The organism is Paraburkholderia sp. Cpub6 (assembly GCF_014201065.1).
GTDB lineage: Bacteria > Pseudomonadota > Gammaproteobacteria > Burkholderiales > Burkholderiaceae > Paraburkholderia > Paraburkholderia tuberum.
In genome coordinates this window covers 314,066-340,591 of sequence record NZ_JACHDM010000004.1, presented here as the reverse complement: position 1 = coordinate 340,591, position 26,526 = coordinate 314,066, and the positions used below count along the sequence as shown (strand labels likewise).

22 protein-coding genes are annotated in these 26,526 nt (G+C 64.6%); 11 read left to right on the top strand and 11 right to left on the bottom strand.

Features of this window, described 5'->3' with window-relative positions:
* Positions 1–11 precede the first annotated feature (11 nt).
* The 3 genes from HDG33_RS10490 to HDG33_RS10480 are packed head-to-tail and all read right to left on the bottom strand — an operon-like array spanning position 12 to position 5,362.
* Positions 12–3,197: an efflux RND transporter permease subunit gene (locus HDG33_RS10490; RefSeq protein WP_184025313.1), complete on the bottom strand. Its 3,186-nt coding sequence runs from the start codon at positions 3,195–3,197 to the stop codon at positions 12–14.
* Positions 3,198–3,240: 43 nt separating this feature from the next.
* Positions 3,241–4,461 (bottom strand): efflux RND transporter periplasmic adaptor subunit, encoded by a 1,221-nt coding sequence (locus tag HDG33_RS10485; protein ID WP_184025310.1) that lies wholly within the window; start codon positions 4,459–4,461, stop codon positions 3,241–3,243.
* Between the two features lie 34 nt (positions 4,462–4,495).
* The gene (locus HDG33_RS10480; RefSeq protein ID WP_184025307.1) at positions 4,496–5,362 is read right to left on the bottom strand and encodes an alpha/beta hydrolase; all 867 of its coding nucleotides are present in this window, start codon (positions 5,360–5,362) and stop codon (positions 4,496–4,498) included.
* A gap of 175 nt (positions 5,363–5,537) precedes the next feature.
* On the opposite strand from HDG33_RS10480, the gene HDG33_RS10475 reads away from it, so the two are divergent.
* The 4 genes from HDG33_RS10475 (at position 5,538) to HDG33_RS10460 (ending at position 8,372) form a co-directional block, all read left to right on the top strand.
* Entirely contained in the window at positions 5,538–6,542 is a 1,005-nt protein-coding gene (locus HDG33_RS10475; protein WP_018423444.1) for a LysR family transcriptional regulator, read from the top strand.
* 211 nt (positions 6,543–6,753) lie between these two features.
* Complete coding sequence (locus tag HDG33_RS10470) at positions 6,754–7,059, top strand: DUF4148 domain-containing protein (protein ID WP_184025305.1); 306 nt, start codon at positions 6,754–6,756, stop codon at positions 7,057–7,059.
* 14 nt (positions 7,060–7,073) lie between these two features.
* Positions 7,074–7,211 (top strand): hypothetical protein, encoded by a 138-nt coding sequence (locus tag HDG33_RS10465; RefSeq protein WP_184025757.1) that lies wholly within the window; start codon positions 7,074–7,076, stop codon positions 7,209–7,211.
* 180 nt (positions 7,212–7,391) lie between these two features.
* The gene (locus HDG33_RS10460; RefSeq protein WP_018423448.1) at positions 7,392–8,372 is read left to right on the top strand and encodes an aldo/keto reductase; all 981 of its coding nucleotides are present in this window, start codon (positions 7,392–7,394) and stop codon (positions 8,370–8,372) included.
* 151 nt (positions 8,373–8,523) lie between these two features.
* Here HDG33_RS10460 and HDG33_RS10455 read toward each other — a convergent pair whose 3' ends face one another.
* The 4 genes from HDG33_RS10455 to HDG33_RS10440 form a co-directional block, all read right to left on the bottom strand.
* On the bottom strand, positions 8,524–9,429 hold the full coding sequence (locus HDG33_RS10455; protein WP_090807058.1) for a cation diffusion facilitator family transporter: 906 nt from the start codon (positions 9,427–9,429) through the stop codon (positions 8,524–8,526).
* A 172-nt stretch (positions 9,430–9,601) separates the two neighbouring features.
* Positions 9,602–14,440 (bottom strand): NAD-glutamate dehydrogenase, encoded by a 4,839-nt coding sequence (locus tag HDG33_RS10450; protein ID WP_184025302.1) that lies wholly within the window; start codon positions 14,438–14,440, stop codon positions 9,602–9,604.
* 185 nt (positions 14,441–14,625) lie between these two features.
* Positions 14,626–15,486: an alpha/beta fold hydrolase gene (locus HDG33_RS10445; protein ID WP_184025299.1), complete on the bottom strand. Its 861-nt coding sequence runs from the start codon at positions 15,484–15,486 to the stop codon at positions 14,626–14,628.
* Positions 15,483–16,520: a M14 family zinc carboxypeptidase gene (locus tag HDG33_RS10440; protein WP_184025296.1), complete on the bottom strand. Its 1,038-nt coding sequence runs from the start codon at positions 16,518–16,520 to the stop codon at positions 15,483–15,485. The genes HDG33_RS10445 and HDG33_RS10440 overlap by 4 nt, the downstream gene beginning before the upstream one ends.
* A gap of 312 nt (positions 16,521–16,832) precedes the next feature.
* Here HDG33_RS10440 and phnC point away from each other — a divergent pair, with 312 nt between their 5' ends.
* The 3 genes from phnC to phnE are packed head-to-tail and all read left to right on the top strand — an operon-like array spanning position 16,833 to position 19,590.
* Positions 16,833–17,717: a phosphonate ABC transporter ATP-binding protein gene (phnC, locus tag HDG33_RS10435; RefSeq protein ID WP_184025292.1), complete on the top strand. Its 885-nt coding sequence runs from the start codon at positions 16,833–16,835 to the stop codon at positions 17,715–17,717.
* Positions 17,718–17,776: 59 nt separating this feature from the next.
* Positions 17,777–18,754 carry a phosphonate ABC transporter substrate-binding protein gene (gene phnD / locus HDG33_RS10430; protein WP_184025290.1) on the top strand — a complete coding sequence of 326 codons (978 nt, stop codon included), beginning with the start codon at positions 17,777–17,779 and terminating at the stop codon, positions 18,752–18,754.
* Complete coding sequence (gene phnE, locus HDG33_RS10425) at positions 18,751–19,590, top strand: phosphonate ABC transporter, permease protein PhnE (RefSeq protein ID WP_184025287.1); 840 nt, start codon at positions 18,751–18,753, stop codon at positions 19,588–19,590. The genes phnD and phnE overlap by 4 nt, the downstream gene beginning before the upstream one ends.
* A 409-nt stretch (positions 19,591–19,999) precedes the next feature.
* Here the strand turns inward: phnE and HDG33_RS10420 are convergent, their stop codons facing one another.
* Positions 20,000–20,344 carry a DUF4148 domain-containing protein gene (locus HDG33_RS10420; RefSeq protein ID WP_184025284.1) on the bottom strand — a complete coding sequence of 115 codons (345 nt, stop codon included), beginning with the start codon at positions 20,342–20,344 and terminating at the stop codon, positions 20,000–20,002.
* Between the two features lie 254 nt (positions 20,345–20,598).
* On the opposite strand from HDG33_RS10420, the gene HDG33_RS10415 reads away from it, so the two are divergent.
* Together HDG33_RS10415 and HDG33_RS10410 are read left to right on the top strand one after the other, a co-directional pair.
* Positions 20,599–21,126, top strand: a complete 528-nt coding sequence (locus HDG33_RS10415) for a thioesterase family protein (protein WP_184025281.1) — start codon at positions 20,599–20,601, stop codon at positions 21,124–21,126.
* A 2-nt stretch (positions 21,127–21,128) separates the two neighbouring features.
* Positions 21,129–22,094, top strand: coding sequence for an alpha/beta hydrolase (locus HDG33_RS10410; protein WP_184025278.1), 966 nt, complete (start codon positions 21,129–21,131; stop codon positions 22,092–22,094).
* A 41-nt stretch (positions 22,095–22,135) separates the two neighbouring features.
* On the opposite strand, the gene HDG33_RS10405 is transcribed toward HDG33_RS10410, so the two are convergent.
* On the bottom strand, positions 22,136–23,098 hold the full coding sequence (locus tag HDG33_RS10405) for a response regulator (RefSeq protein ID WP_184025275.1): 963 nt from the start codon (positions 23,096–23,098) through the stop codon (positions 22,136–22,138).
* A 608-nt stretch (positions 23,099–23,706) separates the two neighbouring features.
* Between HDG33_RS10405 and HDG33_RS10400 the strand changes: the two genes are divergently transcribed.
* Positions 23,707–24,489 carry a hypothetical protein gene (locus HDG33_RS10400; RefSeq protein WP_184025272.1) on the top strand — a complete coding sequence of 261 codons (783 nt, stop codon included), beginning with the start codon at positions 23,707–23,709 and terminating at the stop codon, positions 24,487–24,489.
* Between the two features lie 12 nt (positions 24,490–24,501).
* Here HDG33_RS10400 and HDG33_RS10395 read toward each other — a convergent pair whose 3' ends face one another.
* Positions 24,502–25,176: an HAD family hydrolase gene (locus HDG33_RS10395; RefSeq protein WP_184025269.1), complete on the bottom strand. Its 675-nt coding sequence runs from the start codon at positions 25,174–25,176 to the stop codon at positions 24,502–24,504.
* A 172-nt stretch (positions 25,177–25,348) separates the two neighbouring features.
* On the opposite strand from HDG33_RS10395, the gene HDG33_RS10390 reads away from it, so the two are divergent.
* Positions 25,349–25,531 carry a hypothetical protein gene (locus HDG33_RS10390; RefSeq protein WP_184025754.1) on the top strand — a complete coding sequence of 61 codons (183 nt, stop codon included), beginning with the start codon at positions 25,349–25,351 and terminating at the stop codon, positions 25,529–25,531.
* A 44-nt stretch (positions 25,532–25,575) separates the two neighbouring features.
* Here the strand turns inward: HDG33_RS10390 and HDG33_RS10385 are convergent, their stop codons facing one another.
* Entirely contained in the window at positions 25,576–26,457 is an 882-nt protein-coding gene (locus tag HDG33_RS10385; RefSeq protein WP_184025266.1) for a LysR family transcriptional regulator, read from the bottom strand.
* Between the last annotated feature and the right edge of the window lie 69 nt (positions 26,458–26,526).

Sequence of the window (26,526 nt, the reverse complement as noted above, 5' to 3'; positions counted from 1 at the left end):
TTGTTTTCTCCTCAGGCGTCCGTAACGGGCGCGCCGTAGCGCGGCGCATCCTTCTGCGCGACGTGAATCGTCCCGCCCGCGAGCGAACGCAGCACCACATAGAACACCGGCGTCAGCATCAGGCCGAACAGCGTGACGCCGAGCATGCCGAAGAACACCGCGACGCCCATCGCGTGACGCATCTCCGAGCCCGCGCCGCTCGACAACACCAGCGGCACCACGCCCATGATGAAGGCGATCGACGTCATCAGAATCGGCCGCAGACGCAGACGGCTCGCTTCGATCGCGGCCTGCAGCGGACTGCGTCCGTCGTGTTCGAGCTCACGCGCAAACTCGACGATCAGGATCGCGTTCTTCGCGGACAAGCCCACCAGTACCATCAAACCGATCTGCGTGAAGATGTTGTTGTCGCCACCGGTGAGCCACACGCCGGTCAGCGCGGACAGCACGCTCATCGGCACGATCAGGATCACGGCGAGCGGCAGCGTCAGGCTTTCGTACAGCGCGGCGAGCACGAGGAACACGAGCAGCACGCTGATCGGGAACACCCACATGCCCGCATTGCCGGCGAGGATCTGCTGATACGTGAGGTCGGTCCACTCGAGCTTCACGCCGCGCGGCAGCACCTCGGCGGCCACGCGTTCGGCCGCGGCCTGCGCCTGTCCCGACGAAAAGCCGGGCGCTGGGCCGCCGTTGATGTCGGCCGCCGTGTAGCCGTTGTAGCGCACCACCATCTCCGGTCCGTAGGTCGGCGTCACCGTGACGAGCGACGACAACGGCACCATCTCGCCCGCCGCGTTGCGCGTCTTCAATTGCAGGATGTCGTCGGCGCGTTGACGGAACGGCGCATCCGCCTGCACGCGCACCTGATACACGCGACCGAAGCGGTTGAAGTCGTTCACGTACAGCGAGCCCAGATAGATCTGCATCGTGTCGAACACGTCCGTGACCGGCACGCCGAGCTGCTTCGCCTTCACGCGATCGAGATCGACGTTCAGCTGCGGCACGTTGATCTGATAGCTGGAGAAGGTCGGCCCAAGTTCGGGCGTTTGCGCCGCGCGCTTCACGAATGCTTCGGCAGCCTTGTTGAGTTCCGCGTAACCGACCGCGCCGTGATCTTCGAGCTGCATCTTGAAGCCGCCGAGCGTGCCGAGCCCGAGCACCGGCGGCGGCGGGAACACCGCGACGAACGAGTCCTTGATCGCGCCGTACTGCTGGTTCAGCGCACCGGCAATCGCGCCTGCCGAGAGCTTCTTGTTGCCGCGCTCCTTGAACGGCTTCAGCGTCACGAACACGATGCCCGCGCTCGAACTATTCGTGAATCCATTCACCGACAGACCAGGGAAGGCCACCGCGCTTTCGACGCCCGGCTGCTTCAGCGCGATCGAGCTCATATCGCGGATCACCTTCTCCGTGCGATCGAGCGAGGCACCGTTCGGCAACTGCGCGAACGCGATCAGATACTCCTTGTCCTGCGCGGGCACGAAGCCGCCCGGCACGACCCGCGCCACCAATACGGTTGCACCGACGAGGATCGCGTACACCGCGAGCATCGCGCCCTTGCGGCTCAGCACGCCGGTCACGCCGCGGCCGTAGGCTTCCGAACCACGATGAAAGACCTTGTTGAAACGCTTGAAGAAGCCGCCGAGCACACGGTTCATCACACGCGTCAGCCAGTCTTCCTTCTCGCCGTGGCTGCGCAGCAGCAGCGCGGACAACGCCGGCGACAGCGTCAGCGAATTGAACGCCGAGATCACCGTCGAGATCGCGATGGTCATCGCGAACTGCTTGTAGAACTGGCCCGTGAGACCCGTCATGAACGCGAGCGGCACGAACACGGCGACGAGCGTCAGCGCAATCGCGATGATCGGCCCGCTCACTTCGCGCATCGCCTTGTAGGTCGCATCGCGCGCACTGAGCCCGCTCTCGATGTTGCGCTCGACGTTCTCCACCACGACGATCGCATCGTCGACCACGATGCCGATCGCGAGCACCATGCCGAACAGCGACAACGCGTTGATCGAAAAGCCGAACGCAAGCAGCAGCGAGAACGTGCCGACGATCGACACCGGCACCGCGATCAACGGAATGATCGACGCGCGCCACGTCTGCAGGAACACGATCACGACGATCACGACCAGCGCGATCGCTTCGAGCAGCGTATGGATCACCGCCTCGATACTCGAACGCACGAACTGCGTCGGGTCGTAGACGATCCGGTATTCGACGCCGGCCGGCATGTCTTCGGCGAGTTCCTTCATCGCCGCGCGCACCTGCTCTGAAATCGCGAGCGAGTTCGCACCCGGCGCCTGATTGATCGCGAGCGCAACCGCGGGCTTATTGTCGAGCAGCGAACGCAGGCCATATTCCGACGCCGCGAGCTCGATCCGGGCGATATCGCGCAGATAGGTCACGCCGCCGTCGGGCGTGGTCTTCACGATGATGTCGCCGAATTCGCCCTCGGTCTTCAAACGGCCGCGCGCGTTCACCGACAACTGCAACTGCGTGCCTGGCACCGACGGCGACGCACCGATCACACCGGCCGCGACCTGGATGTTCTGCTCGCGGATCGCGTTGACGACTTCGGTCGCCGTGAGACCGCGCTGCGCGACTTTCTGCGGATCGAGCCAGATACGCATTGCGTAATCGCCCGAGCCCCACAGTTGCACTTCGCCGACGCCCTGAATCCGCGCGAGCCGATCCTTCACGTTGAGCAGCGCGTAATTGCGCAGATACGTCATGTCGTAGCGATCGTTCGGCGAGATCAGGTGCACGACCATCGTCAGCGTCGGCGAACTCTTGATCGTCGTCACGCCGAGCCGCTGCACGTCGTCCGGCAGACGCGGCAGCGCCTGATTGACGCGGTTCTGCACGAGTTGCGTCGCGAGGTCGGGATTGGTGCCGAGCTTGAACGTGACTGTCAGCGTCAGATTGCCGTCGCTATTCGCCTGCGACTGCATGTACAACATGTTCTCGACACCATTGATCTGCTCTTCGAGCGGCGCGGCGACCGCCTCGGCGATCACCTTCGGATTCGCGCCCGGATACTGCGCGTGCACCACCACCGAAGGCGGCACCACTTCCGGATACTCGGAAATGGGCAGCTTGAACAGCGAGATGATGCCCCCGAGCAGGATCAATACCGATAGCACGCCTGCGAAGATCGGGCGATCGATGAAGAATTTGGATATGTTCATTGGAAGCTCTTAACGTTGGAGCATGCGCGTTGGAGCATGCGGCTCACGAATTGCCTTTCGCGCCGGCCTCGGCCTTGGCACGCGACTGCGCGAGCGCTGCGCTGTTCGGGTCGTCGTCGGTCGTCATCGGCACCATGTGCGCTCGGACCGTATCGCCGGGACGCACGCGCTGAACGCCGTTGACGACGATCCGATCGCCCGGCTTCAAGCCGTCCTTGACGACGCGCAGATTGCCTTGCATCGAACCCGTCGTGATCCCGCGATAAACGACGTGGTTGCCCTGATCGACGACCAGCACGAACTTCTTGTCCTGGTCGGTGCCGACCGCGGCATCGTCGATCAACAGCGCCGGATGCGGTGCGCTGCCCCCAACCTTGATGCGCGCGTAGAGGCCCGGAATCAGCGCGCCGTCCGCGTTGTCGAACTTCGCGCGCACGCGGATCGTGCCCGACGACGTGTCGAGCCGGTTGTCGACCGACTCGATCGTGCCGCTGCGCGAGTAGCCGGATTCATCGGCGAGACCGAGTTCGACCGGCACCTTGCTGCCGTCCTTCGCGCGGCTCAGGTATTGCAGGTAGGTCTGCTCGTCCGCGTCGAACGACGCGTAGATCGGCGACACCGACACGAGCGTCGTCAGCGGCACCGAACTGGCGCCCGCCGCCACCACGTTGCCGACCGTGATCTCCGCGCGCGACACGCGGCCCGACACCGGCGCGACGATCTTCGTGTAGCCGAGATTGATGCGCGCGGTTTCCAGCGCGGCTTGCGCGGCCTTCAGGTTCGCGCTCGCCTCGCGCGCGGCGTTCTGCTTCTCGTCGTAGTCGCGTTTGGCGATCGCGTTGTCGACGATCAGCCGTTGCGCGCGTTCCCAGTCGCTTTGCGTGTAGCCGGTGCGTGCCTGCGCGGCCGCGAGCTGCGCTTGCGCGCGATCGACTTCGGCCGCGTACGGACGCGGATCGATCACGAACAGCGTGTCGCCCTGCTTCACGAGCGCGCCGTCCTTGAAGTTGACTGACACGATCGTGCCCGGCACCTGCGATCGCACGTCCACTTTCTGCACGGCTTCGAGACGACCCGAATAGGACTGCCAGTCGGTGATCGTCTTCTGCACGACGGTCGCCACGTCTACTTCCGGCACGATGGTGGGTGCGGCCGGCGAGCTCGCATCGACACGAATCGCGCCGAACGTGCCAAGCCCGGCAAGGACGACGACGACCACGGCGGCTAACGCCACGCGGCGGCGGGAAAGAGGAAGGATAGTCATGTGTAGCTCCCGGTATCGTTGATTGAATTTCTGTTTATCGATGAGCGCGCGCGTCGAAGCGCCACTGGAAAAAGCGCACCGCTTCCTGCAAAGCGGGCGGATGATCGGCGAGCGCTGCGTGCGACACGCTCGGAAAGCGCACCACCTGGGTCTGCACGCCCGCGTCGATCAGATTGCTTGCATACTTCTCGGCCTCGACGTGCAGCACGTCGTTCTGCGCGGTCGCGATCAGCGTGGCCGGCAAGCCGGCGAGCCGCGACGATTCGAGCGGCGCCGCATACGGATGCATGCGCTGAGACGCTTGCGGCAGATACGCGCGATAACACGCGGCGCACTCGCGCGCGGTGATGTCGGAACCGAGCCGCTGCTCGTCGCCGAGCCGCGTCAGGCTCGGATCCAGCATCGGGCCGAACAGCGCCTGCGCGCTGATCGGCACGTCGCCACGATCTCGCGCGATGAACGCGAGACAATTGGCGAGTTGGCCGCCCGCATCATGGCCCGCCACGCCGATCTTTCTGCTATTGCCACCAAACGCCCGCGCCCGCGTCTGCACCCACAGCGCCGCGCGATGCGCGTCTTCCGGCGCGGCCGGAAACGGAAACCGCGGCGCGAGCGAATAGCCGACCGACACCACGAGCGCCGGTAAGTGTTCTGCGAAATACCGCGCGGCGAAGTCCGCGCACTCGATCGAACCCTTCGTAAAACCGCCGCCGTGAAAATAAAGCAGCACCGGCAACGCGGTTTTTTTCGTCAGCCGATACAGGCGCAACGTAATGGGTTGAGCGTACCCATCGATATCCACGTCGGTGACTTCAAGCGTTGCGTCATTGGCCTCAGCGCCAGTGTCTTCGGCGGAAACGCCGGTGGAAAAAGGCGGGTACGGCGATTTGAATGCATCCATGTCGAGCCGCGCAAATGCGCATAGAACTTCAATGGTGCGAATTGTGGGTTCGGCAGACTCGCAAATAAATGCCTATAATCCGGCAACACAATTCGGTGCCTTTGAACAATCCCGTTGTGATTGTTTTCGCGGACTCCATTCCCGCCTGTGCACCAGCCCCTTCTGGAGGTTTGCAATGGACCGGCTTCAGGCCATGCAAGTGTTCACGCGCGTCGTCGACACCAACAGCTTTACCCGCGCAGCGGAAACGCTCGACCTGCCGCGCGCATCGGTTACTACGATTATTCAGAACCTCGAAGCGTTTCTCGGCACGCGGCTGATGCACCGGACCACCCGCCGTCTGTCGCTGACGCCCGATGGCGCCGCGTACTACGAGCGCTGCGTGCGCATCCTCGCGGACGTCGAAGAAACCGAGGCGAGTTTCCAGAGCGGCAACAAGAAGCCGCACGGCAAGCTACGCATCGACATGCCGGGCTCGATTGGCCGTCTGCTCGTCATTCCGTCGCTGTGCGAATTCCACACGCGCTATCCGGACATCGATCTGCAACTGGGCCTGACCGACCGGCCGGTCGATCTGCTGCAAGAAGGTGTCGATTGCGTGGTGCGTGTCGGCGCGTTGCAGGATTCGTCGCTGGTCGCGCGCCGCATCGGTCTGTTCGAGGGCGTGACCTGCGCGTCGCCCGACTACATCAAGCGCGCGGGCGTGCCCGCTTCGCTCGAAGATCTCGACAATCACAAAGCCGTCAACTACTTCTCGAGCCGCACGGGACGCACGCTCGACTGGGCGTTCCTGGTGAACGGCAACGAAGTGGAAGTGAAGATGAAAAGCATCGTGTCGGTCAACGACGCGGATGCCTACGTGACCTGCGGACTCGAAGGCTTCGGCCTGATTCAGCCGGCGCGCTTCATGGTGCTGCCGCATCTGGGCTCGGGTCAGCTCGTCGAAGTACTGCCGGACTTGAAACCCTTGCCGATGCCGATTTCGGCAGTCTATCCGCACAGTCGTCATCTGTCGCCGAAAGTCCGCGTTTTCGTAGACTGGATCGCGGAGCTGTTCGATCGTTGCCCATTGCTGAGCGGACGCGGCACTCTCGACGCCACCTGCACGAAGCGCACGTTCGAGCAGCGCGAGTCCGCGCCGGCACTCGACACGCCGGTGATGACCGAATGGGTCGCATGAAGTACGGGAAGTGAAACAGTGAATTCCAGCCGCGGCGCCAATGCCGCGGCAACCGCGCAATCGCACGGCCCCGGTGAAGCCTCGCTCGCGATTGTTCCTGAATCGCGACAATTCATTTCGCAAAACCGCGATTTATCCACACCGCGTCGACGTCTACATTTCACCCTGTCGCAGCGCCATCGCGCTGCCAATGAATCGACAGGAGTGAATCATGAAACGCAATCTGTTGGCGGGCCTCGCTCTGTCGCTGCTCGTCAGCGTTCCGGCATTTGCGCAAGGCGGCGGCGGTATCGGCCGCGCGGGAACGTATGACACGCAACCGGCGCCGACCGCGAGCACGAAGACACGCGCCGAGGTCAAGGCCGAACTGGTCGCCGCGTATCGCGACGGCTCGCTGCCCTCACTGAATCGCACCTCGTATCCGGACAAAGGCCTGATCGGCCAGACGCAAGCCGCGCGCATCGCGTTGCAGGAAGGAACGAACGGCGAAGTGACGCGCATTGCGAAGGGCCAGTAACGAGTTAGAAGAAGTTGATTCAGAACCCGGCGCGCTTGCGGCGCAAAACTGCGCGTCTCTTCATCAAGGAGCACATCGTGACACCATCGGAACTCGACAACTGGAATACCGACACGCCCGTGTGGACACCGTATCGCCCGGTACGGCATTGAGCGTTGGCTGTCGTTCACGGCACTCGGCGTCATGCGCCCGCGAAGTGGCTTCGCGGGCGCATTTGCATTGAAGCGATCGAAAGCGGTGCGGCCCGTGACGACGCGCTTGCCGTCGTTTCCCTATAATCGAATATCCTTCCCTCGCAGCGGGTTTGTGCGCTTCACTATAGGAGCAACACGATGGATTATGTGAAACTCGGCCGCACCGGCCTCGATGTATCGCGTCTCTGTCTCGGCTGTATGAGTTATGGCGTACCCTCGCGCGGCACGCACCCCTGGTCGCTCGACGACGAAGCCGCGCGGCCTTTCATCAAGCAGGCGCTCGATCACGGCATCAACTTCTTCGACACGGCCAACGTCTATTCGGACGGCACCAGCGAGGAAATCGTCGGCCGTGCGCTGAAGGACTTTGCGAAGCGCGATGAGATCGTGCTCGCCACCAAGGTCAATAGCCGCATGCATCCGGGCCCGAACGGCGCGGGGCTGTCGCGCAAGGCGATCATGGCGGAGATCGATAACAGCCTGCGGCGGCTCGGTACCGACTATGTCGACCTGTATCAGATCCATCGCTGGGACTACGGCACGCCGATCGAAGAAACGATGGAAGCGCTGCACGATGTCGTGAAAGCCGGCAAGGCGCGCTATCTCGGCGCGTCGTCGATGTACGCATGGCAGTTTGCCAAGGCGCTGCAGGTGGCCGAGCGCAATGGCTGGACGCGCTTCGTGACGATGCAGAACTACGTGAATCTGCTGTACCGCGAGGAAGAGCGCGAAATGCTGCCGCTGTGCGAAAGCGAAGGCATCGGCGTGATTCCGTGGAGTCCGCTTGCCCGCGGACGCTTGACGCGCGACTGGGACACCGAAAGCGCGCGCTCGGAAACCGATGAATTCGGCCGCACGCTGTACGCGCACACGCAGGAAGCAGATCGGCGTATCGTCGAGCGGGTCAGCGAGATCGCGAAAGAACGCGGCGTGCCGCGCGCGCAGGTTGCGCTAGCGTGGGTGCTGCAGAAGAAGCCGATTACCGCGCCGATTGTCGGTGCTACCAAACTGCATCATCTCGACGATGCCGTTGCGGCGCTCTCGTTGAAGCTCAGTGACGACGAAGTTCGCCGGCTCGAAGAACTGTATGTGCCGCATGCGGTGGCGGGGTTCAAATAAACGCTGTGAAAAACGCTGTGAAGCGTACTGGCATCCAGTCGGGGCGGGCGGAATGACCCGCGATCGCAGCGCACGTCGCTTCGCCTGCGCTCGCCTCCTCTCGTCCGCGGGGTTCATGGACCCGATTCATGCCCGAGTGGAGAAGTCTTCTTTAATTGCGCGGCACATCCGGTTCGAAGAACACCCAGCGCACCTGAGGAAACGTGGCCTGCAGATCGGCCTCGATGACGTTGATCGCATCGACCATCGCGCGGCCGCTCGCGTAGTCGATCATTTCCGCCTGCACCGCCACCACCACGTGACGCCCCCACTGCAGCGTGATCAGGTTGATGATGCCGCGAATCTCGGGACGCGCGCGCAGATGCGCGTCGATGGCGCTGCGCACTTCCGGGCTCGCCGATTCGCCGACGAGCATCGACTTCACTTCACGCGCGACGAGCCACGCGATCGTCATCAGCAGAAAACCGATCCCCACCGAGCCGAGCGCGTCATACACGGGGCTGCCGGTCACCATCGTCGATAGCACCGCGACGAAGGCGATCGCGAGACCGAATAGCGCGGCGATATCTTCGCCGGCCACGACCAGCAGGTCCGATTCGCGCGTCTCGCGAAACCAGTGCCACAGATTTTTATCCGGATGCGTCTTGCGAATCTCCTTGACCGCGCCCCACAACGATAGCGATTCGAGCACCACCGACACACCGAGCACCGCCAACGCGACGAACGCATATTGCAACGGCTCGCGCGCAATCAGTCGATGCACGCCCTCATACACCGAAAACGCACCGCCGACGAAAAACAGCAGCAACGCAACCAGCAGCGAATAGAAGTTGATTTCGCGGCCGCTGCCCATCGGATGCAAAGGGCTCACCGGCTTGCGCGCTTCGCGCAGTCCGAATAGCAGCAGCAGTTGATTGCCGCAGTCGGCGGTGGAGTGAATCGCTTCGGCGAACATCGATCCGGAGCCGGTGAACGCCGCCGCGGCGAACTTGCAGACGGCGATGCCGAAGTTGGCGGCGAGTGCGTAGAAAATGGCTTTCGGCGATTCTTCTTTCATCTGCTGGCGGGGGTCGGTGAGTGGGCTGGGTATTGTTGGGTATTGCACGAGCGAAGTGATCGGCAAGTACTCGATATTATGGATGACAACGACACACCCGGTCGCAGGAATCGGACCTGATGTGCCGTCGTGCCGCCAGTTCCCCAGGCGTCCTTTGCACTATTCGTTCGGCTCACGCCCTCTCTAGCGCCGCCATCTCCCGCACGACAACCAGCAGCACCGAAAGACTCGCGCCGCCCGTCGCGCGCAGATCGGTCAGCAGACGCGTATAACGCTCGAGCTGCGCCGCGCGTTTGTCGCGCCACGCTTGCACCAGCGAATCGGGCGTCGACGCATCGGTCGCGCCGGCCAATGCGCTCGTGGTCAGCGCGCGCTTGAGCCGTGCGAGTTCGGCGAGCGCCGATGCGCGCGCGAGCATGTCCCAATGCGTCGGCGCCGGCAACGAGGCGGCGCGCTCGCTGATCCAGCTGTAATTCAGCAGCGTGCCGAGCGCGAAGTAGACGCCCGCGACCTGTTCGAGATTGCGCCCGCACGTCGACGCGACTTCGGCGATATCGAGCAGAGCGGCCGACACCTCGCCGCTCGCGATCCGCACCGCGAGATCGCTATCGACACCCGCATCGACGAACACCCGTTGCCGCTCCGACAACGCTTCGAGGTCCGCGCCTGGCAACAGCGCCGGCCATTGTGGCGCGAGACGCTGCGCGGCGTCGCGACAGCGCGCGAGCAGGCCGGTCACGTCGTCGCCGGCAGCGCCCGTTTGCAGATGCCGCAGGAACCACAGCGCCGAACGTTCGACGAGCCGCGCGACCTCCGCGAACATGCGTGCCTGCACGTCGTCGGGAACGCGGTTGTCGAGCGCGTCGATGCTGCGCCAGATCTGATCGAGATCGAACACGTCGCGCGCCATGATGCACGCGCGCACGATGTCGCCGGGCTGTGCATCGGTCTCCTCCATCAGCCGATGCACGAACTCGCAGCCGACGCGATTCACGAGCGCATTGGTCAGATGCGTCGCGAGGATTTCACGGCGCAGCGGATGTCGCTGCATCGGTTCGCGGAAACGCTCCCGCAGAGGTTTCGGAAAGTACTCGATCAACATGTCGCTGACGAGCGGGTCTTCCGGCATCGACGATTCGAGCAGCGCGTCATAGAGCCACATCTTGCTGTACGCGAGCAGCACCGCGCGCTCGGGTGTCGTCAGTCCCTGCTTCGCGGCCGCGCGCTCGGCGATGTCCTCGTCGGTGGGCAGAAACTCGATCACGCGATTGAGCCGCCCCGCCTTCTCCAGATAGCGCATCAGGCGCGCTTCGGCATCGAGCAGCTCCACGCCAAAACGGCCCGCGATCGACAAAGCCTGGGTCTGATAGTAGTTGTCCGTCAGCACGAGCAGACCGACTTCATCGGTCATTTCGGCAAGCAACGCATTGCGCTGCTTCTCCGTCATCTCGCCGTCGGCGACGACGAGGCCCAGCAGAATCTTGATGTTGACCTCGTGATCCGAGCAATCGACACCGGCCGAATTATCGATCGCATCGGTATTGATGCGGCCGCCGCGCTGCGCGAACTCGATGCGCCCGAGTTGCGTCAAGCCGAGATTGCCCCCTTCGGCCACGACCTTGCAGCGCAGATCCGCGCCGTTCACGCGGATCGCGTCGTTCGCGCGATCGCCCGCCTGCTGATTGGTCTCGCGGCTCGCCTTCGCATAGGTGCCGATGCCGCCGTTGTAAAGCAGATCGACCGGCGCCTGCAGAATCACGCGCATCAGCTCGGCCGGCGAGAGCGCCGCCGCGCTGATCCCGAGCGCCGCCTGGACCGCCGTCGACAGCGGAATCGTCTTCGCGCTGCGCGGGAACACGCCGCCGCCGGCCGAGATCAGCGACGGATCGTAATCGGCCCAGCTCGAACGGTCGAGCATGAAGAGCCGCGCCCGCTCCGCCATGCTCGCCGCGGGATCGGGATTCGGATCGAGAAAGATATGGCGGTGATCGAACGCAGCGAGCAGCTTGATATGCGGCGACAGCAGCATGCCGTTGCCGAACACGTCGCCCGACATGTCGCCGACACCGACCACCGTGAAGTCCTCGCTCTGCGTGTCGACGCCGATTTCGCGGAAGTGCCGCTTGACCGACTCCCACGCGCCGCGCGCGGTGATGCCCATCTTCTTGTGGTCATAGCCGACCGAGCCGCCCGACGCGAACGCGTCGTCGAGCCAGAAACCGTATTCCTGCGAGATCGCATTCGCGTAGTCGGAAAACGTGGCCGTGCCCTTGTCGGCGGCGACGACCAGATACGGGTCGTCGGGATCGTGGCGCACCACGTCAGGCGGTGGCACGACGTCGGTGCTCGCCAGATTGTCGGTCACGTCGAGCAAGCCGCGCAGGAAGGTCTGATAGCACGCGACGCCTTCGCGCATCCACGCATCGCGCTCGCTCTGCGGCGGCGGATTCTTGACGACGAAGCCGCCCTTCGAGCCGACCGGCACGATCACCACGTTCTTCACCATCTGCGCCTTCATCAGGCCGAGCACTTCCGTGCGGAAATCCTCGCGCCGATCAGACCAGCGCAGGCCGCCGCGCGCGACGCGCCCGCCTCGCAGATGGACGCCCTCGACGCGCGGCGAATAGACCCAGATCTCGAACATCGGTTTCGGCTCGGGCAAGCCGGGCACCTGGGCGGGATCGAACTTGAACGACAGATACGGCTTCGGTTGGCCCTGAGCGTCATGGCGGTAGTAGTTGGTGCGCTTGGTCGCCTTGATCACGCCGAGGAACTGCCGCAGGATGCGGTCTTCGTCGAGATTGGGCACCTGGTCGAGCGCGCTGTCGATCGTCTCCAGACAAGCGTTGACGCGGGCCTCGCGTACCGCGCCGAGCGCCGGATCGAAGCGCGCGATGAACAGGTCGACGAGCATGCGCGCAATCGCCGGATTGCCGGTCACCGCGCGTTCGATATACGCGTCGCTGAACGTCGAACCGACCTGTCGCAAGTACTTCGCGTAAGCGCGCAGAATCGTCACCTCGCGTGCATTGAGCTGCGCGCGCAGCACGAGGCGGTTGAAGTCGTCGCTTTCGATCGTGCCGGTCCACACCTGCTCGAACGCCTGTTCGAACAGATCCTTGACCCGCTCGATGTCAAACTCGGTATCGTCCGCGAGTTCGAGGCCGAAGTCGTGGATCCACGCGGGCATTGCACCGGGCGCCTCGATCAGATAAGGCCGCTCTTCGTCGACGCGCACGCCCAGATGTTCGAGCATCGGCAAGCTGCGCGACAGTGCGATCGGCAGGCCCGCGCGATACACCTTGAAACGGAACGCGCGCAGTCCCGATTCGATCGGCCTGTACAGGTTCATCGCGAGCCGCTCGCTGCCCTGCACGCGCTCGATCAGTTCGATATCGCGCACGGCCGTGCGCGCCGGATAGTCGTCGCGATAGCCGGCCGGGAACGAATCGGCGTAGTGCTGCAGCAATCGGTTGCCCTGCTCTTCTCCGTACGCGTCGAGCAATGCGTCGGCCAGATCGTCCTGCCAGCGTCGCGCGACCTGCACGAGGCGCGCTTCGAGCTCGCGCGTGTCGACGCTCGGCATGCCGCCCGCCTTGGCATGCACGACGAAATGAATTCGCGCGAGCGTCGACTCCGACAGCAGCGGCGTGAATTCGACGTTCTCACCATTGAATGCGTCGGCGAGCAGGTTCGCGATGCGCTGCCGCAGATCGGTGTTGTACTTGTCGCGCGACACGAACACGAGGCACGATACGAAGCGATCGAAGCGATCGCGCCGCACGAACAGCCGCGTGCGCTGATGCTCCTGCAAACGCAGCACGCCGAGGGCGGTGTCGTACAGCTGGTCCTCGTCGGCCTGGAACAATTCGTCGCGCGGATAGGTCTCGAGCACCGTCACCAGCGATTTCGCCAGATGACCTTTCGGCAGGAATGCGGCGCGTCTGACGATATTTGCGCATTTGCGCCTCACGATCGGAATCTCCGCGGCCGACACGAAATAAGCGGTCGACGTGTACAGGCCGATGAAGCGCCGCTCGCCCGTCACCTTGCCATCGGCGCCGCTCAGCTTGATGCCGACATAGTCGAGATAGCCGGGCCGGTGCACCGTGGCGCGCGAATTGGCCTTAGTCAGAAAGATCGGCAACGACCCGGAGATGATCTCCGCGGCCGCCGGCGGCAACGGCGTGACTTCCGCCGCGCCGCCCGGCTGCTGCGCATCGCGCAGAATGCCGAGACCGGAGCCCGCGACCGCCCGCAAACCGAAGCCGCCGTCGTGCTGCACCAGTTCGTAATCACGGTGGCCGAGGAACGTGAAATGATCGGCGACCATCCATTCGACGAACGCGCGCGCTTCGACGCCCTCGGGACCGGTTTCACGCACCTTCATATCCTGAATGGTCTGCTTCGCGCGTTCGATGATCTTCGGCCAATCCTCGACCGCCGCGCGCACGTCGCCGAGCACGCGCGCGATGTCGTCGCGCAACGCGTCGAGTTTTGCGGCATCGCCACAACGATCGACCTCGAAATGGATGCACGAGGTCAGATGCGAGCGCGTATCGCCGGCTTCTTCGGCACCTTGGCTCACGCGCGCGATGCTGCCGTCCGGCGCGCGCCAGACCCGAAATACCGGATGAACGACCGAATGCAGCGCGAGCCGATGCCGGTTGACCGACATCGAGACCGAATCGACGAGGAACGGCATGTCGTCGTTGACGATTTCGATCACCGTGTGATCGGAATGCCAGCCATGCTGTTCGAGGATCGGGTTATACACGCGCAGCCGCTGCTCGCCCGGCACGAAGCGCTGCGCGGTCTGCCAGTGGGCCAGCGCCGCGCCGTACAGATCGGCGATCGAGCGGCTTTGCAGATCGCCCGCGTCGACGAAATCGTAGTAATGCCGCAGGAAGGGTTCGACGATATTGAAGGTCGGCTCCGGCAACCGCCCCCGCGCAAATTCGACAACATCGTTCAGCAGGTGTGTGACGGCTTCTTCGTTCTTTGCTTGCATGATCGACTCCCCTGGCTGGCGGCAATGGTGAGTATCGCGTGATTCGCAGGCAACGTCTGACTTGGAATTATGCGCCTGCCGTACGCGATACGGCCGTTTCGCGCAGTCAGGTAATACCCGCTGACCGCTCGTCGAAGAATCGCCAGGCCCTGGCATCGCTGCAGCGCGGCAACGCCGTGCGCGGCTCAACGCGCGGGCTTTGCGGGCGCCGGTGCCGGCGCGGCCGCATCGCTATTCTCGGCGCGCTGGGTGAGCCACGCGCGAATATGCGCGGCCGTCCACGCGGGATCGTCATGGGGTAGATCGTGGCCGGCCCACGGATGCTTGCGATGCGGCGCGCCCCACGCCGCCGCGAGCTTCGCCGAACAGACCGGGTTGACGAGCCCATCGGCTTCCGACGACAGAATCAGCAGTGCACACTCCGGCGCGGCGGGCGCCGCGCTAAAGCATGCGGCCGCCCACAATTGCCGTAGCGCATTCGCGCGGCTCACCGGCGCGCTGCGGCGAATCGCGGTCCAGGCAGTGAGATCCGCGCCCAAGGTGTGGAGGTTATTGCACGTGAGTCGATGGATGCCGCTCTCGGCATCGACGGCATCGCTCCAATGCGCCGCGACGCCGAGCAGACCAGGCCACGCCGACGGCCGCAGCCGCTCGTGCATGCGGCTGAATGGCCGCATGCTCGTATTGATCAGCACGAGCCGTTCGATCTCGCCGGGATGACGCTGTGCCCAGTGGGTCGCGACCATGCCGCCGAGCGACATCGCGAGCACGTTGTAGGGGCCCGGCACGCCCGTTTCGAGCGCTGCCTGCCGCACGAATGCGACCATGCCCGCGACGCTCGCGGGCGCGCGCCGCCGCACGTATTCACCGTTGCCAGGCAGATCGAGCAGCAGCAAACGCAAGCCGGTCGTGCTCGTTGCGGCTGGGGTTGCATCGCGCAAGCGATCGCCCGAAATTTGACCCAGGGTTTCGCGCAACGCCGCCGGCAAGCGCCCCCAATGCCGCGTTTCCCGCGTCAGGCCGCGCAGCAGAATCCATGTGCTCATACGCGATCCGGCCTGTACCAGTGATCGAGCGCGCTTTGCAGCAACTGCTCGCGACGGTTGCCTTGCGGCAGCCAGCGCTGCGCCGAAAACGCCGCGCGCGCGAGGAAGTCGAACAGGTTCGCATGGCGCCGCAGCACGCGCGCGGTGCGATGCTCCATGACCGGATTGAACATGCCCTGCCGCGAAAACAACTGCCGCGGGTTTTTCTTGATCCACAGCCACGAGCCGAGTTCGAGCGTCATCGGCAGAAAGACGTTCGGCGCCGGCGTGCGGTCATACGCGTAGTCCCAGAGGTCGCCGTGCACCAGATACTGATGGCTTTGCGGCTCGAACGTGTAGCCGTGATGCGGATGCGCGTGTTCGAACATGCTCTTCAACACGTACATTTCGGGCAGATGCCGCATCTGCCGGCGGGTTCGGGCGTACGGAAACCAGATGCTGTCGCTCCAGCCGTAGCCGGAATGGCAATCGAGCGCAATGCTCAACGGCCGCGCGGCGAGCTGCGTCTCGACGACTTGCAGCAGCGCGGCCGCCTCGACCTCCATCGGCTCGCCCGCGCGGCCGCGATACCAGGGCAACCACGCGCCGACGCGCTGGCCGCCCGCCAGCAGCGGCACGCGCGCGTCGGCGTCTTGCGGTGCGTTGCGCATCAGGTCGACGCCGCGCGGATTCGCGCGCGTCGCTGCCCACATGCCGCCGGGATTCGCGATCGGTAAAAAGATCAGCCGGATGGACTGCAATTGACGCACCAGCAATTCGTCCCATTCGAGCCGAGCGAGCAGCGCGCGCATATAGTCGAGGACGAGTTGCGAGCCGATTCGCTCGAGCCCGTGAATGCCGCCGAAAAAGCCAATGGCTGGCGCGAGCGGATCGGATGAACCGATGCTCGCGGTGTAGATGGAAAAGCGCCGGCCGCGTACCTCGGTCTCGCAGACCGCGCGGATTTCGAAGCTCGCCCTGCCCTGGTCGAGTATCGACTTGAGATCTTCATATTCGGCAAAACTGTCCGGAAGAAAGCTCAAAGGAGTCGGCATGACGGCGTGACCGGAGTGTCGGGATTATTAAGGACGGCCGGAAAACCCGCACTATAGCCTGGCTGTGTGTCAGCACACGCGAGCGCGCACGTCTGCACGCGAATCGTGTCATCCGTATGTCACTTTTCGTTCGAATCACTGACTTCGCTCTGACTTCGTTTTGCCATCCTGACGACACATGACACAGCGGAAAACGCGACGCACAAAGATGTAGTCATCTAGACGTTGCGATGCCTTCACTCAACCGTCACAGTCGCTTCCTAGAATGAGCCCACACCTGCCGGCAGTGGCCGGATGCAAGAGGGAATACAGATGGAAGCGATCCGTGAAGCTATTCGAATCGAGCGTTTGAGCAAGACGTTCGGTAACGGCCGCAAAGCGCTCGACGAAATCGATCTGCGCGTCGCGCCCGGTGAAATGGTCGCGCTGATCGGCGCGTCCGGCTCGGGAAAATCGACGTTGCTGCGGCTTATCGCGGGCTTTACCGCGTCGGACGCGCAGCCGTCGCAAATCGAGATTCTCGGCCGGCCGATCCAGCAGAACGGCCGCATCGTGCGCGAGGTGCGCAGCATTCGCCGCGACATCGGCTTCGTGTTCCAGCAGTTCAATCTGGTGAACCGGCTGTCGGTCGAAACCAACGTGCTGATCGGCGCGCTCGCGCGCCTGCCGTGGTGGCGGCGTCTCTCCGGCCGTTTCCCGCGCGCGGAACGCGCGCTGTCGCGGGCCGCGCTGCACGAGGTCGGGATCGGCGAACATGCGCGCGAGCGGGCCGCGAACCTGTCGGGCGGTCAACAGCAACGTGCCGCGCTCGCACGGGCGCTCGTGCAACGTGCGCAAATCGTGCTCGCCGACGAGCCGATCGCCTCGCTCGATCCCGAGTCGTCGCGCCGCGTGATGGACATGCTGCAAGCGCTGAACGTCGAGCACCGGATCACGGTGCTGGTGTCGCTGCATCAGGTCGACATCGCGATGCAGTACTGCCCGCGCACGGTCGCGCTGCGTCGCGGCAAGGTGGTCTACGACGGCCCTTCCAGTGCGCTGACACCGGCGCTGCTAAAGAAACTCTACGGCGGCGATGCGCGCGAACTGCTCGACGACGCGACGCACGACGCAGACGAAACTCACGACGAGCCTGACGCCCCCGACACCGCCGCCGCGCGCTACGCGTTCGCGTTGAACGCCGCGCCGTCGAACTGAACCGCGCGCGCTATCGCGCGCTTTTGATTCTCTCCGTCCACTCAACCGGATCTCAACCGATGAAATTCCTGCGCTCCCTGATCACGCTCGCGGCCGGCGCTGCCGCTTTCGCCTGCATCGCCGCGGCCCACGCCGAGGACATCAACCTCGGGATCATCTCGACCGATTCGTCGGCGGTGCTCAAGCAACGCTGGGAACCGCTGATCGATGACATGAAGAAACAGACCGGCCTGAACGTGAAGGCATTCTTCGCGACCGATTACGCGGGCATCATCGAAGGCATGCGCTTCAACAAGGTGCAGGTCGGCTATTTCGGCAACGCGTCGGCGATCGAAGCCGTCGATCGTTCGAATGGCGAAGTATTCGCGAAAGCGCAGCACGCGAACGGCGACAGCGGCTACTACTCGCTGCTGATCACCAACGTGAACAGCCGCTTCAAGACGCTCGACGACGTGTTCAAGGACACGAAGAGCGTGACGCTCGGGTTCGGCGATCCGAACTCGACGTCGGGCACGCTGGTGCCTGGCTACTACCTGTTCGCGAAGCACAACGCGCCGGTCTACACGTCGTTCAAGAGCGTGCTGCCGTCGAGCCACGAAGCGAATCTGCTGGCCGTCGTCAACAACAAGATCGACATCGCGACCAACAACAGCATGATGATGGAAACGCTGAAGCGCGAGCATCCGGACAAGTTCGCGCAGGTGCGCGTGCTGTGGACCTCGCCGCTGATTCCTTCGGACCCGCTCGTGTGGCGCAAGGATCTGCCGGAAGCGACGAAGGACAAGCTGCGCAAGTTTTTCCTGAACTACGCGAAAACCGATTTGCACGAAAAAGCGGTGATGGCCGGCATCACCGAGTACAGCGGCTTCGAGGCATCGTCGGATCGGCAACTGCTGCCGATTCGCGAGATCGTGCTGTTCCAGCAGAAGCAGAAGATCGAGAACGATGCACATCTGTCCGATAGCGACCGCAAGACGCAATTGGCCGCTCTCGACGCGAAGCTGAGCGCGCTCAGCAACGCACAGTCGAAGCAATGAACTCCGCCGATCTGAGCACGTCGCCCGCGCGCGCGAGCGAAGCGGCCGCCGCGCGGACGGCGCAAGATAAAGATCGTGCCGGCAAGCGCAGCTGGTGGTCGTTGCTCGGCTGGATCGCGGTGCTCGCGGTACTCGGCGGCGCGTGGCACGGCGCCGACATGCGGCCGCTCGATCTGCTCAGCGACTCGGCCAACATGGGCCAGTTCGCCGCGGACTTCTTCCCGCCCGACTTCACCGAGTGGCGCAGCTACGTGCACGAGATGTACGTGACGCTGGCGGTCGCAATCTGGGGTACCGCGCTCTCCCTCGTCTGCGCGGTGCCATTTGGCCTGATGTCCGCGCACAATCTCGCGCCGCAGTGGGTCGTGCAGCCGATGCGCCGCCTGATGGACGCGTGCCGCGCGATCAACGAAATGGTCTTCGCGATGCTGTTCATCGTCGCGGTCGGCCTCGGGCCGTTCGCCGGCGTGCTCGCGCTGTGGGTACATACGACGGGCGTGCTCGCCAAACTGTTCGCAGAAGCGGCCGAGGCGATCGATCCGCGCCCGGCCGAAGGCGTGCGCGCAACCGGCGCGACGCGCCTCGACGAAATCGTCTATGCGGTGCTGCCGCAAGTGCTGCCGCTGTGGATCTCGTACGCGTTGTATCGCTTCGAGTCGAACGTGCGCTCGGCGATGGTGGTCGGCATGGTCGGCGCGGGCGGCATCGGCGTCGTGCTGTACGAAGCGATCCGCTCGTTCAACTATGCGCAGACGGCCGCGGTGATGATCATGGTGATCGTCGTCGTGACGGTGATCGATCTCGGCTCGGCGTGGCTGCGTGAACGGGTGATCTGAGGATGGCGCGCGTCGCGCGCGCGGCACTGAGCAGCCGGATTCAAAACTGACAGCACGGGCGAAGCGCACCGTTTTTTCCGCGTCACCTGCACTCGGTGCTGCAGGGGGGTGATCTCGATCACCGGGCAATGCCAACACTTCTTCCGCGCCTCATACCGCCGCTTTCCACCGCACAAAGCCCCTTCGCTTCGATCATCCACTCCGCCATTCCGGCCTTCTTGCTGCCGCTGCCGGCGCTGGCCGCGTGGCCCGCACCGAGGATGCGCTGCTGGTCGGTGCCCGCGCCCGTCGGGCTCACGACGAACGGTGAACTGAAGCCTCAGCCCGTGCTGTCGGCCGCGCCGCTCGTCAGATTCGACGGCGTCGCGTTGCTGCACTTCGGGAGTGACGTTAGTTGTACACGCTGCAATCAACGCGTGTAATTCACCACCGGCACGGAGTACGAAGTCGGCGCGAAATCGGTGCGGCCACTGCGCTGCGACGAGCCATTCGACGGCGCACCGTAGCCGCTATTCTGCGCAGCCTGGTTTTGCGCCGCGACCTTTGCTTCGGCCGCCTGGATATTGGCCGGATAGTCGATCACGTTCGCATTGGACGGATCATGACCGGCCTTTTCGAGCTGAATCCGTTCGGTGCGGACCTGGGCGCGCGCGAGCGGCTGATCGGCCGGATTCGACTGGGCAAACGCCGCGAGCGGCGCGGCAACGAGAGCGGCGATAGCCCCTGCTTCGATCAGCGACCTGATGGACTTCATGATTTCCAACCTCCCGAGATGGCTTCATGCGATTGCCGCGGAGCCTGGTGCGACCATCGGCCATCCGCAGCGGTTAAGGCAGTTTAGAAGCCGGTCGAGCCACGTAGTAAGCCCTGAACCATGAATTCACTGTTGCCATAGCGGCCACAATTCGAGGCCACCACGTTCCGGCGCAGCCTCAACGCGATGCACTACACTGATAACGCCCAACGACGCGCCGCAGACATCGCATTCGATCGAGGAGATAGACGCTCATGTCGCATTCCGTTGCCCTGCCCTCTTACCGCGACGGCGTGCGCGCCGAATGGGTCGATTACAACGGCCACATGCGCGACGCGTTCTACCTGCTGATCTTCAGTCTCGCGGTCGACGGGCTGATCGATCTGATCGGTCTGCCCGATGCGGTGCGCAAAGAGCGGCATCGATCGATCTACACGCTCGAAGCGCATCTCAACTATCTGCATGAAATCAAACAAGGCACGCAGGTGCGTGTCGACATGCGCGTGCTCGGCTGCGACGCGAAACGTATTCACGTGTACTTCGAAATGTTTGCGCTGGACACGACGCAAAGCCAACGCACCGGCCCCGTCGCCGCGGGCGAGCAGATGCTGCTGCACGTCGATACCAGCGGACCGCGCGGCGTTGCTTTCGATCCGGACGTCAAAGCGCGCGTACACGAACTCGCGCAAGCCCATGCGGCACTGCCGCCGGCGCGTTTCGCGGGACGTGTGATCGCTTTGCCATGCGCAGTGCAAACGGGAAACACTACTCAAACGGAGTGACCATGCTCGAGCCGGAAATCGCCGCCTTTATCGAACGAGCGAGCGCGCTCTATCCGTCGCATCACGCGGCGATGACGCCGCGCGAGCAGCGCGAGCTGTATGACCGCTACGCCGCGACGTTGACGCCGCCACTGCCCAGCGAACTCACCACACGGGACGCAAGCTTTCGCACCGACGCGGGCCATGCGATCCCGCTACGGCTCTACCGGCATCCAGCGAAGGCAAGCGAACACGGCACGATCCGCGGCACGGTGCTGTATTTTCATGGCGGCGGCTTCGTGCTCGGCTCGCTGAACAGTCATCAGATGGTGACGGCGCGCCTCGCCGCCGACACCGGCCTCGACGTGATCGCGGTCGACTACCGGCTCGCGCCTGAGCATCGCGTGCCGGCCGCGCACGACGACTGCCTCGAGATCACGCGTGCCGCGTTGAACCACCGCCTGCCGTTCGACCTCCCAGAGCGCGCCGCATTGCAACTTGCGGGCGATAGCGCCGGCGGCACGCTCGCGGCAAGCGTCGCGCTACGCCTGCGTGACGAATGTGCGAGCGGGGTGCGCGGCATCGCGCTCGTCTATCCGATGCTCGGCACCGAGCCGCAATTGCCCGCGCGCGACACCGAGTCCGATGCGCCGATGCTGACGCTCGCGGACGTGCTTAAGTTTCGCGACGCTTACTGGGGAAAAGGAGAGGAAGCCGACCCAACGCCCGGCCCCGCGTGGACGATCCCGCTCGCCGCAACCCGCTTCGACGGGCTGCCGCCAACGCTTGCCATCGGCGCCGAGCACGACCCCCTATGCGACGACGCGCGCGTGTTCGTCGAGCGAATTCGCGAAGCTGGTGGAGATGCCCGGCTGCTGGTCGGCACGGGGCTCGTGCATGGATGCTGGCGCGCGCTTGAAACAAGCCCCGGCGTGCAGGCCATGCACAGGGCTGTATGCGAATTTCTCCGCGAAAACGCACGCCATTAGCGCGGCGATATGCACCGCCGCGCCCGGCGCGTCATCGCGGCTCAGCGATTGCGGTCGCCGCGCCACTGCGCGAACGTGACGAGATCGAGGCCGACCTCGGCCGGCTCTATGCGGGTCCAGCCGAAGAACGCGTCGTCCCAGCCAGGAATGCTTTGGGGCGTCAGCGACCGGAACTTCATGCCGCCACGATACGCGAGGTCCGGCCAGAACAGCGGCATCACCTCGCGCGTGGCGAGCTGGCGCAGCAGGTCGGACGGGCCACCCTCGTCGGCGACGATCTCGCCCTGCGAGATCCAGTCGTTCTCGGCCCACGCGACGAACACGCTCGGGTTGCCCGCGGCGTCGAACATCAGGATCACGTTCTGCTCGGGCCGCCAGTAATACTCGACGATGCCCTGAGCGGCCACCACTTCGTCGATCACCTTGCGCGTGCGCGGATCGCAGTAGGTCATGCCGTTTTCGCCGAGCGCGAGCCAGCCCGACTCCGCGCAATGGCGGCTTTTGGCGTCCTTCAGGAAGTGCGTGAGGCGATTGGCCGAATCCGCGTCGGTCTTGCGCAGGTACAGGTCGACGATGCCGGCGTTGAAGGCCTTCACCGCGACGGTTTCATCGGCGACGCCGGTAAGCAATACCTTCGCGCAACGCAGGTGCGAGATCGACGACAAAAACTCGACGCCGTCGATGCCCGGCATGTCGTAGTCGACGACGACCGCCGCCACTTCCTCGAAGCGCGACGGCTGCGCGACGATGTCGCGCTCCGCCGAGGTCTCGACGAAGCGCTCGACGCCCGGTTCGCTCAGACACGCCGACGCCGCCGCGAATTCGAGCGAATTCTCGCGCGCGTGCTGGCGGATATAGTGGAGGGCCGCTTGCGGACGCGTGAAAAACAGGTTCGTGTAGGTGCCCGGGAAGAAACGGCGGAGCGCGTCGAGGTAGCTGTCGTTGTCGTCGACGAAAACCACTGTGGACGGGTAAAAAACGGGAGGTCGAATAAAGTTGTTCATATCTTCACGTGTTTCTCACGCCGCCGCGAAGGCCCTCGACCGACCGGTCGGTCGATCTGACGTTTCGCCAGGCGACTGCCCAAGGAATGCCGGGCGATGCCTCGCCCGCGGGTCCGCATGATCAATGGGTTCTTGTCGCTACTACCGGTGACCGCCTGCCGTCGCTGTTCGCGCCGCTATCGACGCTGTTCGCGCGTCTCGGGTGGCGCAGCCTGGCGCGGGCCTGCCGGCATGTGCGCTGCGAGCCAGTCGCTGCAAGTCGCTTTCACACGCCGGATAATCGAACCGTGGCTGCCGGTCGTCTGCAATGGTTCGTATAGTACAGGCTCCGCGCATGGGCGGCACAACTTAAATCGCATTCCTGCAGGCGCCGGCCGCGCAATTGCGGGGGACTAACTGGTCGAAAAAGAAAATCGCGGCACGCGGAAAAAATGTCCGCTTCCGTCGTGCCGGCGAATGGCTTTAGCGGCAAGCGCGCGCCGTTCGTGCCAGGTCCGTTCGGACATCAATCATCGTGACGCGCCGCAATATGCCGACAAGAAGCGTCGATGTCGAAATGGTCGTTTATCATCAGTCAATCGCAGTTGCTTAATGGTTGTTGCCTAGATATGACGAATACCGGCAAGATGATGATAGTCGGGCTGCTCGTGGTCGATGCGGGCGTCGCCGGTTATCTGCTGTACCCCAGGGACGATCAGGCGCCGGCCGTGACCGGCGCGGTGACCCGCAGCGTCACCGGCGCGGTGGAATCGGAACCGCAGACCGATGCAACGCGTGCCGCTGGCGCCAGCGTGAGGCCTGCGCAACCCGTGAGCCCGCCCGCGCCGCAATCGGCGCTGCCGCAGATGGAGTCGGCCACTCCGGCTCCGCGAGCCGCTCAGGCGCCTGCTGCGGCGCCCGCCCCCGCCCCGTCCCTGCCCGCCACAGCGGCCGCGCCCGTGCCGAGCGTCACGCCCCAGTCGAGCCAGACCGCGAGCGGCCGCATCGATAACGCAACGCCGCTCGCGGCCAATCCGGCCGCAGGCGCGCCCGCCCCCTCGAAGTCGCAGTCGTACGCACAGGAAAAAGCTCAACCGAGGCCGCAGTACGGGCCGCGCATCGACCAGACCCATGCCCGCCGGCGCGACGATACGCACCCGAATGGCGCCAACCCGGTCGCCGCGATGCTGACGGACCAACTGGTCAAGGAATCGGCGAAACCCGACCCGTCGCTGCCGATGCCGTCCGGCGTCACCGTGCCGTTGCAGTCTGCCAATCCCCCGGGGGCTGGCGCGGGTAGCGGCCGCGGCACGAATCCGGTCGCGTCGGCGATGACCGATCGGCTCGTCCGCGAATCGTCGAAGGTGGGACCGACGCAGCCCGCCGCGGAGCCGCCGATCATCAAACCCTGAGCGACGCGGGGCTCACGGCCGCGATGCCACCTCGTCGAGGTGCGCGAGCAGATCGGCCGGATCGTCGTAGACGCGCAACGCCCCCGCGCGCTCCAGTTCCTCGGTGCCATAGCCACCCGACAGCAGGCCGACACCGAGCGAGCGGCAGCGGCGGGCCGCAAGCATGTCCCAGATGCTGTCGCCGACCACGACCGTGTGCTCGATCGACACGCCGAGCCGCTCGGCCGCGGCGAGGAACAGGTCGGGATCGGGCTTCGCGTATTTGACGTCGTCGCGCGTGACGACGATCGCCTTTGCCGGATCGACGCCGAGCGCCGCCAGATTCAGCGCGGCGGTTTCCATCCGCCCGCTCGTCGCGACGGCCCACGGCGTGCCGGCCTGTGTCAGCGCGTCGAGCAATTCGCGCGCGCCCGGCAGCGGACAGACCTGGGCGCGCATCCGCTGATAGGCGGCCGCATGCGCGTGCCGCAGCCGTTCGGCGCGTTCGACGCTGATCTCGCCGTGTGTCTCACGCAGCAACTGGTCCGTGAACAGCCCACCGCTCATGCCGATCTTGCGATGGATACGCCAGACGGACAGTGGGATGCCTTCGCTGTCGAGCGCCTCTTTCCACGCCAGCACGTGCTGATAGACGCTGTCGACGAGCGTGCCGTCGAGGTCGAAAAGAAAGGATGTCTGGATGCGCATGCCGGCCTCCGGTGATGATGGGTTCAAACACTATGCCATGTGTCGATGAAACGGCCAGGGCGGCTCGTCGCCCTTGACGACGCTCACGTTCTCTACACGATGTGCGCAAATTCCCACAGATCGGCGCGTATTTGCCCCGATTTCGCTTTACCACGGTCTCACGTTCGAGACGATGAACTCGTTCGGCAACAAGGCCGGCAACTTCGCGAACAACCGCTCGTACGGCTTCGGCCTTTCGTACGCGCAGGGCCCGCCGGCCGATTCGGTGTTGTCGCACGCGATGATCAACACACTGCCGCCGTCGTCGACGAATACGCGAGTCGCGGTGACGGTGGGCATGCGTCACGCGTTCTGATCTCGCGCGGCGCAGGCGTGGCGCGCCGCGACAGTGCGATGCCCTCACGACTGCGCCGCCGCGATCACCTGCGACGCGAGCGCATGATGCTGGCCGCGTCGCGAGCGGATTGCGTGAATCTCCTCGATCACGCCGTCCGCGCGGCCGAGCCAGCGCAAGCCCCTCAATAACGTGAGATCTTCGGCGCCGAGCTCGGCGAGCGGAAACACGCCGAGCCCGCGCGCCGCGAACACCGCCATCAACGCGCTGTCCTCGAATTCGCCGACGACGCGCGGCCTGATTCCCTGAGACTCGAACCACTGGTCGAGCCGCGCGCGCAGCGCGCCGTGACGGGTCGGCAGCAGCACGGGCAGGTCAGCGAGACAGAGCGGAAAGCCGTCGCGCGCCGACTTGCGTACGACCTGCGCGGGCCCGCACCAGTCGACCGGCGAGCCCGCGACGCGCTGGCTCAGCACGCGCAGATCCGCGCCGTGCGGCGCCGGCTGACAGGCGAGCACCAGATCGAGCCGATGCAGCGCAAGCTCCGACAACAGCTGCGCGGGCTCCCCCTCGTGGCACAGCAGCCTGAGCGACGGCGTGGCCAGCACCGGCGCGAGCAACGCATGCGCGGCGAGCTTCGAAATCCCATCCGACAGCCCAACCGCGAGCCGCACCGAGTCCGCGCCGCTCGCTTCGCGCATCTCGTCGAGCAACGCCTCGCCCAGTTGGAAGATTTGCTCCGCGCGATCGAACGCCTGCTCGCCGGCCTCGGTCATCGCGACGCCGCGCCCGGCCGGCTTCAACAGCTGGCGCCCAAGCGCTTTCTCGAGCTCGCGCACCTGCGCGCTGATCGTCTGCACGGCCATGTCGAGCCGCCCGGCCGCGCGCGCAAAGCCGCCCTCCTTCACGACGAGCCAGAAGTAGTACAGGTGACGATAGTTGAGCATGCTAATCCGATACTTCGAAAAATCCGAAACGTCGTGCAGGTTATCACCGGTTCATTCGATCCGCGAATA

Bases quoted from the DNA above. Each gene is read 5' to 3' on its own strand.
- HDG33_RS10470 (WP_184025305.1), top strand. From the start codon at position 6,754: ATGAAACGCAATCTGTTGGCGGGCCTCGCTCTGTCGCTGCTCGTCAGC.
- HDG33_RS10485 (WP_184025310.1), bottom strand. From the start codon at position 4,461: ATGACTATCCTTCCTCTTTCCCGCCGCCGCGTGGCGTTAGCCGCCGTG.
- HDG33_RS10475 (WP_018423444.1), top strand. From the start codon at position 5,538: ATGGACCGGCTTCAGGCCATGCAAGTGTTCACGCGCGTCGTCGACACC.
- HDG33_RS10395 (WP_184025269.1), bottom strand. From the start codon at position 25,176: ATGCGCATCCAGACATCCTTTCTTTTCGACCTCGACGGCACGCTCGTC.
- HDG33_RS10445 (WP_184025299.1), bottom strand. From the start codon at position 15,486: ATGAGCACATGGATTCTGCTGCGCGGCCTGACGCGGGAAACGCGGCAT.
- HDG33_RS10400 (WP_184025272.1), top strand. From the start codon at position 23,707: ATGACGAATACCGGCAAGATGATGATAGTCGGGCTGCTCGTGGTCGAT.
- HDG33_RS10385 (WP_184025266.1), bottom strand. From the start codon at position 26,457: ATGCTCAACTATCGTCACCTGTACTACTTCTGGCTCGTCGTGAAGGAG.
- HDG33_RS10410 (WP_184025278.1), top strand. From the start codon at position 21,129: ATGCTCGAGCCGGAAATCGCCGCCTTTATCGAACGAGCGAGCGCGCTC.
- HDG33_RS10405 (WP_184025275.1), bottom strand. From the start codon at position 23,098: ATGAACAACTTTATTCGACCTCCCGTTTTTTACCCGTCCACAGTGGTT.
- HDG33_RS10480 (WP_184025307.1), bottom strand. From the start codon at position 5,362: ATGGATGCATTCAAATCGCCGTACCCGCCTTTTTCCACCGGCGTTTCC.
- phnE (WP_184025287.1), top strand. From the start codon at position 18,751: ATGAACTCCGCCGATCTGAGCACGTCGCCCGCGCGCGCGAGCGAAGCG.
- HDG33_RS10450 (WP_184025302.1), bottom strand. From the start codon at position 14,440: ATGCAAGCAAAGAACGAAGAAGCCGTCACACACCTGCTGAACGATGTT.
- HDG33_RS10455 (WP_090807058.1), bottom strand. From the start codon at position 9,429: ATGAAAGAAGAATCGCCGAAAGCCATTTTCTACGCACTCGCCGCCAAC.
- HDG33_RS10390 (WP_184025754.1), top strand. From the start codon at position 25,349: ATGAACTCGTTCGGCAACAAGGCCGGCAACTTCGCGAACAACCGCTCG.
- HDG33_RS10420 (WP_184025284.1), bottom strand. From the start codon at position 20,344: ATGAAGTCCATCAGGTCGCTGATCGAAGCAGGGGCTATCGCCGCTCTC.
- phnC (WP_184025292.1), top strand. From the start codon at position 16,833: ATGGAAGCGATCCGTGAAGCTATTCGAATCGAGCGTTTGAGCAAGACG.
- HDG33_RS10490 (WP_184025313.1), bottom strand. From the start codon at position 3,197: ATGAACATATCCAAATTCTTCATCGATCGCCCGATCTTCGCAGGCGTG.
- HDG33_RS10440 (WP_184025296.1), bottom strand. From the start codon at position 16,520: ATGCCGACTCCTTTGAGCTTTCTTCCGGACAGTTTTGCCGAATATGAA.
- HDG33_RS10460 (WP_018423448.1), top strand. From the start codon at position 7,392: ATGGATTATGTGAAACTCGGCCGCACCGGCCTCGATGTATCGCGTCTC.
- HDG33_RS10415 (WP_184025281.1), top strand. From the start codon at position 20,599: ATGTCGCATTCCGTTGCCCTGCCCTCTTACCGCGACGGCGTGCGCGCC.
- phnD (WP_184025290.1), top strand. From the start codon at position 17,777: ATGAAATTCCTGCGCTCCCTGATCACGCTCGCGGCCGGCGCTGCCGCT.